Source organism: Paenibacillus mesophilus, from assembly GCF_005938385.1.
Lineage (GTDB): Bacteria > Bacillota > Bacilli > Paenibacillales > NBRC-103111 > Paenibacillus_AB > Paenibacillus_AB mesophilus.
The window spans coordinates 51,525-66,856 of record NZ_VCRA01000036.1; the positions used below are offsets into that span (position 1 = coordinate 51,525).

At 55.3% G+C, this 15,332-nt stretch carries 11 protein-coding genes; 2 read left to right on the plus strand and 9 right to left on the minus strand.

Annotated elements, in window-relative coordinates; all coding sequences use genetic code 11:
• Window positions 1-40: 40 nt before the first annotated feature.
• The 3 genes from FE783_RS33165 to FE783_RS33175 all read right to left on the minus strand — a co-directional run bounded on the left by FE783_RS33165 (window position 41) and on the right by FE783_RS33175 (window position 4,389).
• A complete protein-coding gene (locus FE783_RS33165; protein WP_138883693.1) occupies window positions 41-934 on the minus strand; it encodes a carbohydrate ABC transporter permease in 894 nt (297 codons plus the stop codon).
• A 16-nt stretch (window positions 935-950) separates the two neighbouring features.
• Window positions 951-1,907: an ABC transporter permease gene (locus tag FE783_RS33170; RefSeq protein WP_138883694.1), complete on the minus strand. Its 957-nt coding sequence runs from the start codon at window positions 1,905-1,907 to the stop codon at window positions 951-953.
• A 223-nt stretch (window positions 1,908-2,130) separates the two neighbouring features.
• Window positions 2,131-4,389: a helix-turn-helix domain-containing protein gene (locus FE783_RS33175; protein ID WP_138883695.1), complete on the minus strand. Its 2,259-nt coding sequence runs from the start codon at window positions 4,387-4,389 to the stop codon at window positions 2,131-2,133.
• A 155-nt stretch (window positions 4,390-4,544) separates the two neighbouring features.
• On the opposite strand from FE783_RS33175, the gene FE783_RS33180 reads away from it, so the two are divergent.
• On the plus strand, window positions 4,545-6,383 hold the full coding sequence (locus FE783_RS33180; RefSeq protein ID WP_138883696.1) for an FAD-dependent oxidoreductase: 1,839 nt from the start codon (window positions 4,545-4,547) through the stop codon (window positions 6,381-6,383).
• A 251-nt stretch (window positions 6,384-6,634) separates the two neighbouring features.
• Here FE783_RS33180 and FE783_RS33185 read toward each other — a convergent pair whose 3' ends face one another.
• The 5 genes from FE783_RS33185 to FE783_RS33205 form a co-directional block, all read right to left on the minus strand.
• On the minus strand, window positions 6,635-10,489 hold the full coding sequence (locus FE783_RS33185; RefSeq protein WP_158302174.1) for an FIMAH domain-containing protein: 3,855 nt from the start codon (window positions 10,487-10,489) through the stop codon (window positions 6,635-6,637).
• Between the two features lie 305 nt (window positions 10,490-10,794).
• A complete protein-coding gene (locus tag FE783_RS33190; RefSeq protein ID WP_138883705.1) occupies window positions 10,795-11,613 on the minus strand; it encodes an SPL family radical SAM protein in 819 nt (272 codons plus the stop codon).
• A 50-nt stretch (window positions 11,614-11,663) separates the two neighbouring features.
• Window positions 11,664-12,377: a 2OG-Fe(II) oxygenase gene (locus FE783_RS33195; protein ID WP_138883698.1), complete on the minus strand. Its 714-nt coding sequence runs from the start codon at window positions 12,375-12,377 to the stop codon at window positions 11,664-11,666.
• Window positions 12,370-12,936: a methylated-DNA--[protein]-cysteine S-methyltransferase gene (locus tag FE783_RS33200; protein WP_138883699.1), complete on the minus strand. Its 567-nt coding sequence runs from the start codon at window positions 12,934-12,936 to the stop codon at window positions 12,370-12,372. Before FE783_RS33200 ends, FE783_RS33195 begins: the two co-directional genes overlap by 8 nt.
• Window positions 12,914-13,543, minus strand: coding sequence for a bifunctional transcriptional activator/DNA repair enzyme AdaA (locus FE783_RS33205; protein ID WP_138883700.1), 630 nt, complete (start codon window positions 13,541-13,543; stop codon window positions 12,914-12,916). Before FE783_RS33205 ends, FE783_RS33200 begins: the two co-directional genes overlap by 23 nt.
• 174 nt (window positions 13,544-13,717) lie before the next feature.
• Here FE783_RS33205 and FE783_RS33210 point away from each other — a divergent pair, with 174 nt between their 5' ends.
• Window positions 13,718-14,824 carry an Ada metal-binding domain-containing protein gene (locus tag FE783_RS33210; RefSeq protein ID WP_138883701.1) on the plus strand — a complete coding sequence of 369 codons (1,107 nt, stop codon included), beginning with the start codon at window positions 13,718-13,720 and terminating at the stop codon, window positions 14,822-14,824.
• Window positions 14,825-14,830: 6 nt separating this feature from the next.
• On the opposite strand, the gene FE783_RS33215 is transcribed toward FE783_RS33210, so the two are convergent.
• Entirely contained in the window at window positions 14,831-15,100 is a 270-nt protein-coding gene (locus FE783_RS33215; protein WP_138883702.1) for a hypothetical protein, read from the minus strand.
• Window positions 15,101-15,332: the final 232 nt, after the last annotated feature.

Here is a 15,332-nt window from a genome sequence, read left to right on the forward strand (position 1 = left end):
GACTTTCTAGAAAAACGTCTGTAGACGTAATTCGCAAAAGTCAGCCTTTGACGGAACCGATCAGCACACCCTTCATGAAATACCGCTGCATGAACGGATAGACGATAATGATCGGCAAGCTCGAGACGATCATGACGGCGTATTTGATAATGTCGGCGATTCTCGCCTGCTTGGCCATCGCTTCCATATCGTCTCCCGTCATCAGCATCGTGTCGCTCATCTGATTCTGGACGAGGATTTCGCGCAATATCAGTTGCAGCGGGTACAGGCTGCGGTCCTTGATATAAATGATTGCGCTGAAGTAGCTGTTCCAATGCGCCACGCCGTAATACAATCCCATTACCGCTATGATCGGCGCGGAGAGCGGGAGCACGATTTTCAAGAACAGCATCGTGTTCGAGCAGCCGTCAATCTCCGCGGATTCCTGCAGCTCACGGGGAATATTGTTCTGGAAAAACGTCCGGCATATGATCAGGTTATAAACCGCAACCGCATTCGGGATGAGCAGCGCCCACACCGTATCCAACATGCCGAGCCCGCTCACGAGCAGAAACGTCGGGATCAGCCCGCCTCCGAAAAACATCGTAAACACGATCAAGCCCATCAGGACGCTGCGGCCCTTCAAATCTTTACGGGAAAGCGCATAAGCGCCCGGTATCGTAAACAGCAAGTTGATCAGCGTTCCCCCCGCCGTATACAGAATCGTGTTGCGGTAACCTGTCCATATTTCCGGGTTCTGAAACACCCGCGTATAGCCTTCGAACGTAATGCCTCTCGGGAACAGCCACATTTTCCCTTGGTTGACATAGACGGGATCGCTTATCGAGGCGCTGACGACGTATACGAGCGGATACAGCACGGCGATGAGCACGACGAGCAGAAACAATTTGTTCACCGTATCGAACACGCGGTCCGACCAGGCTTCCCTATTCATAATTGACCACCTTCCCTTACCATAAGCTCGTTTCGCTCAGCCGTTTGGCGATCCGGTTTACGGCAAGCAGCAGCACGAAGTTGATCACCGAGTTGAATAGGCCGATCGCCGCGGAGAAGCTGAATTGCCCTTGCACGAGCCCGCTTCGGTACACATAAGTGGAGATGACGTCGGACGATTCCAGATTGAGCGGATTTTGCAGCAAAAATACTTTCTCGAACCCGACCGACATGAAGCTGCCGACGTTCAGAATGAGCAAAATGACCATCGTCGGCACGATGCTCGGCAAATTGATGTGCCATACGCGCTGGAACCGGCTCGCGCCGTCGATCATCGCCGCCTCGTGCTGCTGCGGATCGACTCCCGCGAGCGCCGCCAAATAAATAATCGTTCCCCAGCCCATGTTCTGCCATACGCCGGACAGCACGAACACCGTTTTGAACCAGCCGGGCTCGGTCAAGAACGGGATCGGCTCGCCGCCCATCGCCTTGATCGCGAGATTGATCAATCCGCTTCCCGGGGAGGCGAATGCGATAATCATCCCCGCCATGACGACGACGGATATGAAGTGCGGCGCGTACGTGACCGTCTGCACCCATTTTTTGAACGCCCCGCCGCGCAGCTCATTCAGCGCCAAGGCAAGCACGATCGGCACCGGAAAACCGACGACAAGCTCGTACAAGCTGATGCCGATCGTATTTTTGATCAGCGTCCAGAAATAATAAGATTGGAAAAACCTCTCCAGATGCTCAAGCCCGACCCAAGGGCTGTTCCAAATGCCCAAGCTCGGCGTATAGTCTCGAAAAGCGATTTGCAGCCCGTACATCGGGAAGTAATGAAATACGATAAAATAAGCTACCGTCGGGAGCACGAACAAGTATAGCTCCCAGTTTTTGCGGACCGACTTCCACCCGCTTCCCCGCGGGACTCGTTCCGCTCGTTTCGGAGCGAGCGGCTCCGTCTTCGCTGTCATCGAACTGATTCCCCCTCCATCTCGCGGTCTATGCAATTATGTTACCCATGGGGGAGCGCTTTCGTAAATTTGTTGTTTATGCTGCCGACTTGTAAACCATGACATCGCTTGCGGCAGTAGGCTTTGCGGTGTAAACATGTAGTTTATGCCGCCGATTGTCTTTTTTTGTCCGGCGCAAACAAAACAGCCCCGCATCATTCGCGGGACTGGCGTATTCATGATTTTATTGCGAGTGGAGCTTGCGGTATTGGCCGAGCGTAATGCCTTCGCTGTTTTTGAACTTGCGCATGAAGTTCGGCACGTCCGCATAACCGACGCTCGCCACTATATCTTTGATCGGGAGGTCGGTTTGCGTCAGCTGGCGCTTGACCTCCTCCATCCGGAGCCAAGTGACGTATTCGGTAAACGTATATCCGGTCTGGTCCTTCATGAACCGGCTGAAATACGAGATCGACATTTGGAAATGGTCGGCTATTTTCTCCAAATTCAAATCGTATTGCCTGAAATGCTCGCCGACATAGTGCAAAATGTCTCTTCCGAGCGCGCTGTTCCGGCTCTCCTTATGCGCATTGACATGGTCGCAAATGTCGTCGATCAATCCCCGCATGGCGGCGGCCAGCTGCTCCGGCGTCGTAAACTCGGTCAAGCTTCGCCGATGCTCGGGCTGAACGTTCAGCTGCAGCTCGTTCATCGTCCGCAAAAACGTATTGATCAAGTCGAAGCACATGCATTTCAAATAAAACAACGATACTTCTTTGCCGCGCATATCGTTCAACAGAGCCGACAGTGCCGCCTCGGCCGCTTCCTTGTTGCCCTGCTTCATACTCTGCACGAGCCGGATCTGCTCCTCGATGGAATACCATTCGTCGCCTTCCGTCTGCTGCGAGATTTCATCGAAGAAAATAATGCCGCCCTTGCGGCCCCGATAGCTGTGCTCGATAGCCGCGGACGCCTCGATATACGAACGACTCGCATGAACCAAATCCGGTGACGGATTACCGACGCCGACGGTCGGACTGATGCCGCAGCAGCGCTCGAACAACTGCACGATCTCTCGCACGGACTGCTCTTGAACGTCACGGATCCGATCCGGTGCCGCGGAAGTTCCGACGAGGACGACGATCGCGCTGTTCGGAATCAGCTCGACCCCGTAGCCGATCGACTCGGGCAGCGAAACGGCGGATAGCAGGCGGAGCAGCTCCTCGCGGTTTTGCGTGGACACATAATCGCTTCCGTCTATCGCCAGTGCGGCGACAAAGCACGCTTCCCCGGGAAACGACAAATTTTCTTTGGCCATAAACGAGCCGATCTCTTCCGGGTCCTTGAGCGCCCCCATCAACAGCTTGACGAAAAACTGCTCGCGCACGATCGGCCGCTGATGATCGAGCTGCTCCATCAACTCCCTCGTCGCATGGACGGTATCCCGGATCAAATCGAGCTCGTCCCCCCGGCGCTCTCCGTCGGCAGGAAGCCCCCCTTGCATAAGCCGCACATGATCGGCAATGCGGCGGATCGGACGGTACTGTCTGGTCGAGAGCAGGATGGCGGTAGCGATGCCGAAGGCGACGACGGACGAACAGACGATCAGGATGAAGGTCCGCATCTCCAGCACGCGCCCGAGAAACTGGCTCGTCGGCATTACCGCGGCATACGACCAGCCGGTCATGCCCGATTTGGCCGCCATGAGCGAATAGTTGTCGCTGCCGTAAGAGACACCGTGTATGCCTTCCCCATAATCGCGCGACAGCAGCGCCACCGCATCGCTCTCCGTCAGCTTGTTCTCGCGGCTGCGGGAAGCGATCATCCGGCCGTTCTCGTCGGTAACATACACACTTCCGTTAAAATCGCCCAAGATCGGACCGACCAAATCGGTCATCGTCGATTCGTTGATGAGGAAGACAACCGTCGCATACGGAGACTGGCTGTTGCGCGGAATGGGGAACATATAGGTGAGCACGTTTTGCTTCCTGTCGCTTCCCGTCACCTGCGTCTCGGCGCGGCGGATCGTAGGCATCGTGACCTCGTTCAGTTGCTTGGACCACGAAGCCGCATCCATATCGGTAAAACGGTACATCCGGCTCGTAAACGTGTCGAGCGAGATCATCCCGGCGGAGGAATACAGCTGCCCGTCGCCGTGGTAATACAAGGCAAGCTCCTCCACGATCGCATTGTTCGCCTTGTATTTGCCGAGCTCCTCGATCGCCTCGATTTCCTTGTATATGCCGCTTTTCACCATGAACGGGGTCAGCTTCGTATCGATCGATATTCTGGACGCCGTATTGTCAAGTCCGCGCGCGAGTAGATCGAACGTATTTTTGACCTGATTCAGCTTATACAAGTTCGACGACTCGATTTCGCTTTTGAACCGGACGACCGCGTTGTAATACACAACAGCGCTTAGCACGATGAAAGGGATCGCGAAGATGAGCACGTGCGACAATAATATTTGGTTGTATAGTCGGGAACGTTTTCGGTTTCGCATAGGAATATTATAAGCTCATTGTTTCGAATTAGTAAAATGCCCCCGGCTTCGTGATTTCCCCCGCGCGTTCCCCCGTTGCCGGGCACTTCATTTTCCCGTACAATAGAGGCTGTAATCACGCGCTCGTCGTATAAGTCGTCAAGGAGTTGCATCGAGTGAGAAAAACGGTTTGGGTTGGAGCGCTGCTCGTCCTCGCAGCCGCGTTGTCCTACGCGGGTTACCGATATATGTCCGACGGCAAGGCGGATCTGGTCATCATCGGCACGGAGCTGGAAGGCATGTATATGGCCAAGCGGGCGCATGATCTCGGACTGGACGTCGCCGTGCTGGAGACGGACGCAGACGTCGGAGGACAGCTTCTTCGGGGCGAAATGATTTATTTGGACGAAACGTTCGACGACAAAGGAAACTCCCTGCTTCAGGGGTCGATCAAGCATCTGTTCCAAGAGTACTATGCAGGAAACATACGCAAGCTGAAAGATTTCCAAGCCTATTTCAACGGGTTGGTTCGCGGCATCCCGATCGTCAAGCAGGTCAGCCTGACGGCGGCGGAACAAGTGGACGGCGCGGTCCGCTCGCTTACGTACAAGAACGCGAAGGGCCGGACCCGGACGCTCGAAGCGGATTATTTCGTCGACAATACCGATAACGGGGCGCTGATCAGCCTGCTCGGCGTACAAAGGAAGCCGGGACTGGAAGCGCTTTACCAAAATCCGCAAAAAGAGTATATGAGCGCCACCTACATGATGAAGTTCAAAAACGTGGACTGGCAAACGTTCTACGGGCAGTTCTGGAAAATGAACAAGGCCGAGCGAATGACGATGTACGGTCCGGAAACGTATGTGGACGCCAATATCGCCTACGGCTTCCCGCCGATCGTCGCCAGGTACGAGCCGAAAAACCCGGATAAAGTCAATTTGCGCGGGCTGAACATTTTAAACCAAAAAGATGGGGAAATTATTATTAACGCGCTTCAAGTATACGATGTCGATCCGAGCGATCCCGAGACGGTCCAGCGGGCGATAGCGTATGCCCGTGAAGAAATGCCGCGGATACGCGACCATCTGAAGAAGCATATTACCGGATTTCAAAATATCGAGCTGAACGGCGATCCGGATTATTTGTACATTCGCGAATACGACCATTATCCGACGGAATATACGCTGGAAGCGTCCGACCTGCTTAGCGGCGAAATGTTCTGGGACAACGTCAGCATCGGCGGCTATTTCATCGACATCCAAGGGTCGCGCTCGAACCGCGAAGGGTTCGCCATCGGCCGGCCGGACAAATACGGCATGCCGCTGCGCAGCTACCTGCTCAAGGAGGCGGACAACGTCATCCTGACGGGCAAGCTGGTCGGAGCGACGCCTGTCGCCTACGGCAGCGCGCGCATCCAGCCGAACGGATCGCTCGCGGCGGAAAGCATCGGGGTGCTGCTCGCCCGGCTCGAAGATACGGGGATCGGGCTCAAGCAAGTAACTCCGGACATCATGAGCGCATTCCAACAGCAGATGCGGGAAACGTACGGCGTCGAGCTTCAACCGGGCAAAGGCAACAACAAAATCGAGGGGATGTCCCCCGAAGACATAACGGAGCTGAATGCGGGCCACATCACGCTGCTCGGGAACAAAAACCAGGCGAGAACGCTGCCCTTCATCCGCGTCTATTACAACAACACCGAAGTCAAATTTACGGCGCATAAGCCGGTCATCGTCGACGGGAAAACTTGGACGCCCGTGGAGGAGCTGATGAGCGCGTTCGGGGCGCAGCGGATTCGCATCGATCTGGACCGCAGTGAAATCCAGTATACGCGCGCCGACGATCCCGACCGGGTACGTACGATCCTTGCTCCGATTCATATTCTGAACAATCGCGTGCTCGTCAATTTACGCGAAATCAGCGACTTGTTCGGCTACAAAACGTATTGGGACAATTTGAACCGGGTCATTACGATATACAGTGTCGAGCCGGCGACGCAGCAGCCGGCGTCTTGATGGCCGGGTATGGCAAAGAGGTCATAGAGGCATACGAATCGTATGTCTTCATGACCTCTTCGTCATCTATAGCGGCTTGTGAAACGAAAAAACGATGCCGATCGCGTGAAGGAACAAACATCCTCTTACCCGGAGCCGGAATCCGAATTTTCGATCGATCTTGGCAAAGTGTTCGAGCCTATCGGCAGCCGGTAGAGAGGGGCTGCCCCTCGGCTGGTCTCATCCGCCGTTTCGGGACAACCCCCTTATGTTTAACTCCGGCTTCGGATAAACGCCGCGCCATCCTCGTTCAGAACCGCCGTCGCTTGCGCGGACACCAGCCGCTTCGCCTGGACGGCCGGATCGTTGATATGGTTCAGGAAGTCCTGCATGTAGGCGACTGCGGTATTCCCGGCCCCTTGTTCTTCCAGAATCCTGATAATGCCCAGCCGGTACGACAGATCCGCCGCGAATGTATGGTTGATGTCGCCGGAAGCTTTGAACCCGGTTACGTGATCGATGATCGATTGTACGTTTATCGGAGCGCTGTGGATGACGGTCGCCCTGCCGCCGGATTCCGCAATTTCCCACACCCCGTTCGCGTTCCGCTTCGCTACCGCGTAAGGGACAAGCTTCCACGTCTCCCCGCCGTCGAACGGAAATCCTTCATTGGGCGAATAAGTAACGAACCGGGTGTTCCCCGCTTCCGTCTTCACATCCAATACCGGATACGCCGTCCAGTCCGTTCCTTTCTTGACAAGCACATGGCTGCCTACCCATTTCTCCGCGTCCGCCACTATACCCGATGCAACGAAGCCGTCTTGAAGCCCTTGCGCGATAATGCCTTCCTTCTGCTGGCCCGCTTTAATACTTATGCCCAAGCCGTCCGCCTCGATCTTGCCAACGCCGGCCAGGAATGCATATTGCAGTTCGCTTCTTCCGTTGTCGTCCGTATAGGACAAGACGCCGAGGCGGCCGCTGAACTCAATCGGACTTGAGTCGTCTGCGCCGGTAAAAGTAACGGGCACATTGGAAGCCCCTAGCGAGCCGAGCACGTAATCGTGCCATCCGCTGCCGCTGATTTGCAGACCGACCGGTGCATGGACATCCGGGCGATACACGCTGCCGGACACGGTCAACTGCGCGACATTTTGGATTCCCGGAGCATCCGCGTACGATTCGAATACGGAGGCAAACGTGCTTCCGCTTGGCGAATTACTCAGCCTTCTAACCAAATAAGGCAATTTTGCCCCAGCGTCGTACTTGCCCCGCTGTCCCCAGCCGCTGCCGATATAGACGGACTCCGTCACCGACAATGGAACTTGCCACGACTGCGTTCGTCCGGCGCCGCCTGCGTTTTGCCATCCGGCCGTCCACACTTGATCCATTCCGGTCGTCCTTACGTTCGTCAATCCGTAAGCCGCGACCGCGGAATCGTCGCCCGGCGCAAGCTGGATACGGCTTGAAGTCAAGCTGTCCGTCGAACCGTGGAGCATATAATCGTGCGTATTCCCGCCGCGGACGCGGAACAAGTCGACGAGATATTCCGGCTTGCGGTCCGTCTTCTGAAGCTGCAGCAGCGTGCGCGCATAGATGTCCGTCTCCGCATATGCGCTTGAGCTCGCCTCCGACGCATGTACCGGTCCGGGCGTCTCGTAAAATCCAATGCTGCCGCCCCTTCCTTGCTTCTTCTGGTCCTTCTGGTCGACGACGACCAGATTGTGGGCGGCCGAGCGGACGGTCATCGCCTGCTGCGGATTGTCCCACAAGTAACCGAGATCGGATAACGATTCTCCGCCATTAGCCCAATAGCTCAGATCGAGGCTGTCCATGTGGCGGTGTCCTCCCCAATCGCTTGCGTTCACAATCGCGGCGCTGTTCATGTTATTAGGCGTTCCTCGCAAATACGCCAGCTTCCATTGCGGGAACACGACGTCCGGCAGCTTCAGCGGCTCGGCCTGATCCAGATTATCGGGACGATACAGCAAGCTTTCCACACCGCTCATCGTAAACCCGCCGAAACGGAGCAAGCTCGACAAGATCGGTAGTCCCGTTCGCTTAGCGCCGATCCCGAGCCAATATCCCGCCGGCGCGCTAGTCGTATATGAATCGCCCACGGACGGATATTTCATCGAAGGCAGCAGAGCTTCGCCCAGTGTCTTGAACACCATCCGGTAATCGGAGCGGCTGTAGACGGAGAAATTGTCCGTACGCGTTCCCCCGGGCGGCGTATAGCCGGGCGGATCGGAATAGCCTTCGAGAATTTCGCCGAGACGCCATAAATAATCGAGCACTTGCAGCCCGTAGGCGGGCGTTTCGGCCGGCGAGCCGTCAGCCTTGTACCAGTCGGACATAAACTTGTCGAAGCCTTGCAATCCGAACTGGACGAGCTTGGGTTCCGACACCGCTATGCCGATTGCGGCCGCCGCCGTACGGTTCGATATCGATTTGTTGTTCATGGCGGGATCGGCCAAGAACAGTGAAGCCGACTCCAGCAGCAAGTCCCTCTCGATAACGAGCCGGTCATCGCTAGTCAGCAGCGCCAGTCCGTCTATACGGACATCGCCCAGCAAATCGTATGCGGTAACGAGCGGCAGCATAAAGGAGCCTTCCATGCCGTTCGCATTGCCGCGTCCCGCCATCCAATAACCGGCGTGAAGCGCCTTGTTCGCGACGTTCGGCGGAGCCGTCAGCTCCGGCCTAGGCAGCTTGTTGATCGAGAACGCCGCCGTCTTCGGGTCCATATCCGCATATTCGCCGTAACCGGAATGGAGCAGCCAATGCGGATACACCTCGGCGAAGCGCATCAATATTTTTTTCCCTTGCCGGGCGTAGGCGGGGTCTCCGGTCAGTTTGTACAGAATCGCGATTTTGCTTGCGATATTGGACATGTACAACACTTTCTTCGCGCGTATGTAGGACGTGAAGCTCGGACTCAGCTTGAAGCCGCTGAAATCGTAGGACTGCCTGTTGTAATACGTGATCCGCTGCTCGACGCCGCCCCATTTGGCAATCATAACGCCTTCCTCGGGATATTGGGCGTTCGGGTATGCCATATTCCCGCAATAGATGACGTCAGGCTCGTTCGGGCTCCACTTCCAATCGCCGTGCGGGAAGCCCACAGTCGGAGCGCTCGGGCAAGGGGTGAACAAGTCCGCATTCGGCGTCGTCGCCGGAATCATATTTTCAATTTGGGCGTCACTATAGCTCATCGCGAGCGATACTTCGGCTTTCATCGAGTTGATCCGCTGCTCCGACAAAGCACGGAACTCCGCCGACGTCTGCACGTTATCGTAATACGCGTTCCAGTCCACCTGCTTGTAGAGCACTTTAGGAGGCGAAGCGGCTCCCCGCTCCGCCGGAGTCACCCAATTGGGGAACAAATCTCCGATCGTTACGGGCGGAGACGGCTGGGCCGAAGGCGACATCAGCACTTGCCAGCGGCTGAAATCGATGCCGTTCTCAAACCGTTCGTCGAGCTGCTGCACGCCGTCCGCATATAAGGCGATGTTGTCCATGTATACGCTTCCAGCAGTTCCGACATCGGTATAATCGTTGGCCAGGAACGGCTTCGTGTAGACGGACGTGCTTCCGAAGCCTTTGCCGGCGATCAGATACGGGGGCGGTCCCGAGGCCGGAGCAGGGGCCGTCTTCAGCAGCACCGGATCGGTACCTTTCTCGCCTCCCCACAATTGCACGTTGCCGTTGTCCCATACGATGCGGACCCGGTACGTTTTGCCGAGCGGCGCGGTTGCGGTATACCCTCCCGGAATCAAATTGAACTTGGCGTTACCGGCTATGCCGATCGATACGTATTTCGCCGTATCCCAATACAAGACCAATGCCGGAGCCCACGAGCTGCCCGGATTGGAGACCGGCTGGATGTCCGCTTCCGCGACGATGTTGCCCGGCGTGCTTTGCCAGTTCAGCGGATGCAGCAGCAGGTCATGGGCGTTGGCGGGACCTTCGAACAGCAGCTTTCCTTCGAATAAATGCGCATAAGGATCGTTCATGATAGCACCCGCTTCCTGGGAGTCGACTGTACTCGAGCCGGTTAAAACGAGCAAAAACAAGGCGAAGCTTAGAACCGAATTCGTCAACCTCTTCATCATTCTGTTCTTGTCCAAGGTATACCTCCTCATTCATTTGGGATTATAGCCTTGCTAAGCTTCCGGATCGCCTCCTTTCCGCATAAAATCGATACATTCGGTAAATTCTTCCATGCAGTTCCTATATTATATAGGATGGATGAAATTTGCAATGATTTTCTGATACAAGTTACATACAATTATTTATTTTTCAAAAAGGTGAGTCATAACGCATCCCCTACCAAGTGACAAATAAGAGATGGAAACGTCCGCTATTTTCGGGGGCGAGAAACAAGCACGAAAAAGCCGAGAGCGAGCCCTCGACTTCATACGACTTACACACTTCACGGAGCGAAGCCTTGTTGGCTAACCAGCACCCGGTCGGCGGGAAACACGTTCAGCATCCGCTCGTATACGATCCGGTATGCCGACGGATCATACCACCGCTCCTCGCCGATCTCCTCGTACAATGAGCGGAGACCCAAGCTGCGCGTCCGTTTGCCCCCGCTCCCGTCTCCCATGAAATAATCGTCCACGCAGACACGGTCGACGAGCGGCTTCAGCCGGTCCGGGAACGATTCGCTGCTCGGCAGCACCGGAGCGATCGTCGCTTGAGTCGGTACCCCCGCTTCGGCCAGCAGCTGAAGCGTCTTTAGCCTGGCGGCAATCGGCGGAGCCTCCGGCGTAAACCGTTTGCGTATGTCTTCACGGTCCGTCTCCACGGTCATGCTCACCCGGACTTTGTCCTTCAAGCGCAGCAGCAGGTCGATATCTCTGCGGACAAGCGGGCTTCGGGTTTGCACGAGCAAAAAATCGGGCGGGTTATCCGCCATCACTTCCAGCAACGATCTCGTCACCTGCTCCTTATATTCGATCGGCTGATACGGGTCCGTGCTCGACGACATGAATATCGTCACTTTCCCTTTCGCTTTCGCTCTATGAAGCTCTTTGCGCAGCAGATCGGCCGCGCCCCGCTTGACGTCGACCCATGTTCCCCATTCCTTGCCGCGGAACGTCGATACGGGCATTCGGCGCACGTAACAATAAGAGCAGCCGAAGGAACAGCCGGTATAAGGATTCAAGGAATGGCTGTAATCGGAAAGAAAGCCCGTTCCTTTATTCAACATCGACTTCGGGGATGTATGGACCAGCTCGTTTATCATACCGGACTCCGGCTCATCGTCCAAGCCGCCTCCTTCCTATCCGTTCTCATCTATTTCGCATCATGGAAAATGATTCCGAGGCTGTACCGGGTCCCGGATGCAACTGTACTTACGCCGTGCCGCAATGTTGTTCTGTAGTACCCTCGCGAGCCTTGGACGGGCCGATGACTCGTCGGAAAGATCAGCCCCTCGCCTTGCTTCAGCGTTATCGCATGGCCTCTGCTCTGCGCTCTCGGCCGCTGCTCCGTCAGCAGAAATTCCCCGCCCGTATAATCGTGACCGTGCCGGTTCAAGACGAATACGACCTGAAACGGGAAAAACACTTCCCCGTACAAATCCTGATGCAGACAATTGTAGCCTCCGGCATCGTACTTCAGAATGAGCGGCGTCGAGCGCAGCTGCCCTTGCCCGTGGCACAAGTTCAGAAATTCCGCCAGCGTCGCCGGATAAGCCGCTTCGCCGCCGAGCCGTTCGAGCCAGAGGTTGGCCATTTCGGCAAGCTCGGGATATAGACGTTCCCGCAAAGTTTGCAGCATATCCGGCAAAGGCGCCTTATAATACTTATACTCCCCTACCCCGAACCGGTACCGGGCCATGTCGATCGTGCTCCGGAAACGGGCCTCCTCCCCATAAGTACCGATGATTTCCTCGCACTGGGCTTGGTCCAATAGAGCGGGAAGCGCAGCGTAACCTTGCTCGTCCAGCCTTTGCTGCAGCGAGTTCCAGTCGAGCGCCGCGATGCGTTCCGTCAGGCGTTCAGACATGCAGCGGACTCCTTCCGGCTTCGGCCGGCGCGGCAGCGCTCTCCCGCTCCAGCCGCAGAAGCTCTGTTTTCATCTCGAGGCCGCCCCGGTAACCCGTCAGGGAGCCGTTTTTCCCGATTACCCGATGGCACGGTACGGTAATCAGAATCGGATTGGCGCCTATGGCGGCACCGACCGCGCGTACCGAAGCCGGTTTTTGGATAAGATAGGCAATGTCGGAGTACGATCGGGTTTGTCCATACGGGATTTCGCAGAGCGCCTCCCATACGGCAAGCTGAAACGAAGTGCCGCGGAAATCGAACGGTATCGTGAAGCCGGTACGGACTCCCTGCAAATACTCGACTATTTGTTCCGCGTACGGCTTTACTTTCTCATCGTCTTGTACGAGCCTACTGCCCGGATAACGGCCTCTTACCCATTCGGCCAATTGCTCGAAAGGCTTATTCGGAGAACCCACATAGCAAAGTCCCTTCTCCGTTGCAGCCATATAAAGGTTCCAGCCGCTATGAACGAGCAGCGTCCAGTAAATCGTCGAATTAGCGTTTGTTTTTGCTTCCATGCTGAAGCACCTCCGTGGCGGTTTTATTTTGGTTCATGCGACGGAATTCGGCGGGCGTATGCCCCGTCATTTTTTTGAACAGCGTTATAAAATAGGACGTATTCGGCATCCCGACGTTTAGGCCGATATCTGCGACCGCTTGATCGGATCGACTCAACAGTTCCTTCGCCTTGGCCATTCTCGTCCGCTGGATATATTCGACCGGCGTTATTCCTTTGACCCGCTTGAACGTACGATGCAGATGATAAGGACTGCCGTGGCACATATCGGCCAACGTTTCCAGCGTCAGCGTTTCGCTATAATTCGAATCGATATAGCTTGTGATCTGGGTCACCCAGTCGTCGTCCGGCAAACGCAGCCCGTTCGGCTTGCACCGCTTGCACGGCCGGAAATGCTCCGCCAGCGCTTGCTCCGCATTTGCAAATATGCGGACATTTTCTTTGTTGGGCGCTTTGGATTTGCAGGATGGCCTGCAAAAAATGCCGGTGCTCTTCACCGCGTAAAAAAATCGGTCATCGTACGAAGCGTCGTTACCTATAATCGCCTGCCACTTTTCTTCCGTCAGCCGTTCCTTGCCCGTGTCCGTCAAATCGATGCTCCCGTTCATCCGGATCACCTCCACCCTCAGTATACCCTCTATGATTGCTCCGTGTACGCATTTGGGAATAGAATAGCAAGATATCGAAATTCGAGCAGCCTTTTTTATGTTACAACTATAACAGTCCCCCAAAGTAAACCCCCACACCCCAAAACAAGATACTCCGAGAAGAGGAGGATGTATATGAAAAACAGCGAGTCTTACCCGGAATGGGACGCTCCGTTTTTTATCGGAGTGACAACGATGAACATCTACTGCTTCCCCTGGTGCGGCGGACAACCGAAGCCGGACAACACGATCCGGTTCCCGACGCGGGCCGAGGCCGAGCGGGCGGGCTTCCGGCCATGCAAAAACTGCTGCTCCGCACTTCCGCACGGCTCCTGGGAGGATCGCAAGAGGGAGCTCACTTTGGTCGTGCGGGAACCGTTCAGCTTCTCTGAAAATATGAGCTATTTGTCCAGAGCTTCGAACGAATGCTTGTTTCATACCAGAGATGGCCGGGTTTACAAAGCGATCCCGCTCGAACAGGAAACGCCGGTCGTTGAAATTAGCGTGGACGGTCACCCAGCGATCAAGGTTCGATTCCTTGGGGATACCGCGCCCGCCCGGAAATGGGTACGCGCTGCAGTGGCGCGTTATGTGCGGGATTGGTTCGATCTGGATACCGATTTGGCCCCGTTCTACGAAATGGCCGAAACCGATCCGCTGCTGCAAAGGGCGGTCCGTCAGTTCCACGGACTGCGCAATATGGGCATTCCGGATCTGTTCGAGGCGATCAGCTGGGGCATTATCGGCCAGCAAATCAACCTAGCCTTCGCTTATACGCTGAAAAGACGCCTCGTGGAAACGTTCGGACGGCAAGTGGTGTGTGAGGGAGAGACATATTGGATATTCCCGAACCCTCATGAAATCGCGGCGCTTACGGTCGAAAATATGGACGTGCTGCGCATGACGGTGAAGAAATGCGAGTACTTGATCGGCGTGGCCCGGCTCATCACCGAAGGCAAATTGAGCAAAGAGCTGTTGTCGAATGCGGGAGACTACAAGAAGGCGGAGAAGCTGCTGGTCGGCATCCGCGGCATCGGACCGTGGACGGCCAATTATGTGCTGATGCGCTGCCTGAGGATGCCTTCGGCTTTTCCGATCGACGATGTCGGGCTGCACAATGCGATCAAGTACGTGACGGGGGCCGATCGGAAGCCGACGAAAGATGAGATTTTAAAACTGTCGGCAGGATGGACGGATTGGGAATCGTATGCGACTTTTTATATGTGGAGATTTCTTTATTGACAACGATTAGGTCATTAGGTTGCCCAAGACCAGAACGACTGCTTCGAACAAGATCAGGCACACGCAGGCAACGATCGAGAATACGGACCGGGCGGCCGCTTTCCAGCCGGATACACCGCCAAGTCCCATTACGCTCAATACGAATACGATGGCTGATGCTCCTAGAATGAAGTAATGGAAGTTTAATGGGAAAACAGGCGGAGTAAAAGAAGCTACGCAAGCGGCCGCGCCGCATAGAAGTGTCAACAGAAATGATCCAATGTTTAGGCGTTTCATTGGCTCGCCCTCCGTTCGGGCAGTTTATTCTGTTACAGAAGTTAATGGAAAACATGATGTTATTTTTCAGGTTCCCCCCTTTTCTTTGTCTCTTACTGGAAAAGGGAGACTGTCGATTAAATCGCCGAATCCATTTTGGAGAAAACGATTCAAAAAGGTCGGTTTACCTATTAAAAAACATATTTTTCTCCCATTTCCTCCATTTTACTCGGTATTTTGGTATAATATAAAT

What these genes read in the sequence shown, in the direction of transcription:
- FE783_RS33195 (WP_138883698.1), bottom strand. Translation starts at nt 12,377, where the DNA reads ATGTCTGAACGCCTGACGGAACGCATCGCGGCGCTCGACTGGAACTCG.
- FE783_RS33215 (WP_138883702.1), bottom strand. Translation starts at nt 15,100, where the DNA reads ATGAAACGCCTAAACATTGGATCATTTCTGTTGACACTTCTATGCGGC.
- FE783_RS33175 (WP_138883695.1), bottom strand. Translation starts at nt 4,389, where the DNA reads ATGCGAAACCGAAAACGTTCCCGACTATACAACCAAATATTATTGTCG.
- FE783_RS33200 (WP_138883699.1), bottom strand. Translation starts at nt 12,936, where the DNA reads ATGGAAGCAAAAACAAACGCTAATTCGACGATTTACTGGACGCTGCTC.
- FE783_RS33210 (WP_138883701.1), top strand. Translation starts at nt 13,718, where the DNA reads ATGAAAAACAGCGAGTCTTACCCGGAATGGGACGCTCCGTTTTTTATC.
- FE783_RS33190 (WP_138883705.1), bottom strand. Translation starts at nt 11,613, where the DNA reads ATGATAAACGAGCTGGTCCATACATCCCCGAAGTCGATGTTGAATAAA.
- FE783_RS33170 (WP_138883694.1), bottom strand. Translation starts at nt 1,907, where the DNA reads ATGACAGCGAAGACGGAGCCGCTCGCTCCGAAACGAGCGGAACGAGTC.
- FE783_RS33205 (WP_138883700.1), bottom strand. Translation starts at nt 13,543, where the DNA reads ATGAACGGGAGCATCGATTTGACGGACACGGGCAAGGAACGGCTGACG.
- FE783_RS33165 (WP_138883693.1), bottom strand. Translation starts at nt 934, where the DNA reads ATGAATAGGGAAGCCTGGTCGGACCGCGTGTTCGATACGGTGAACAAA.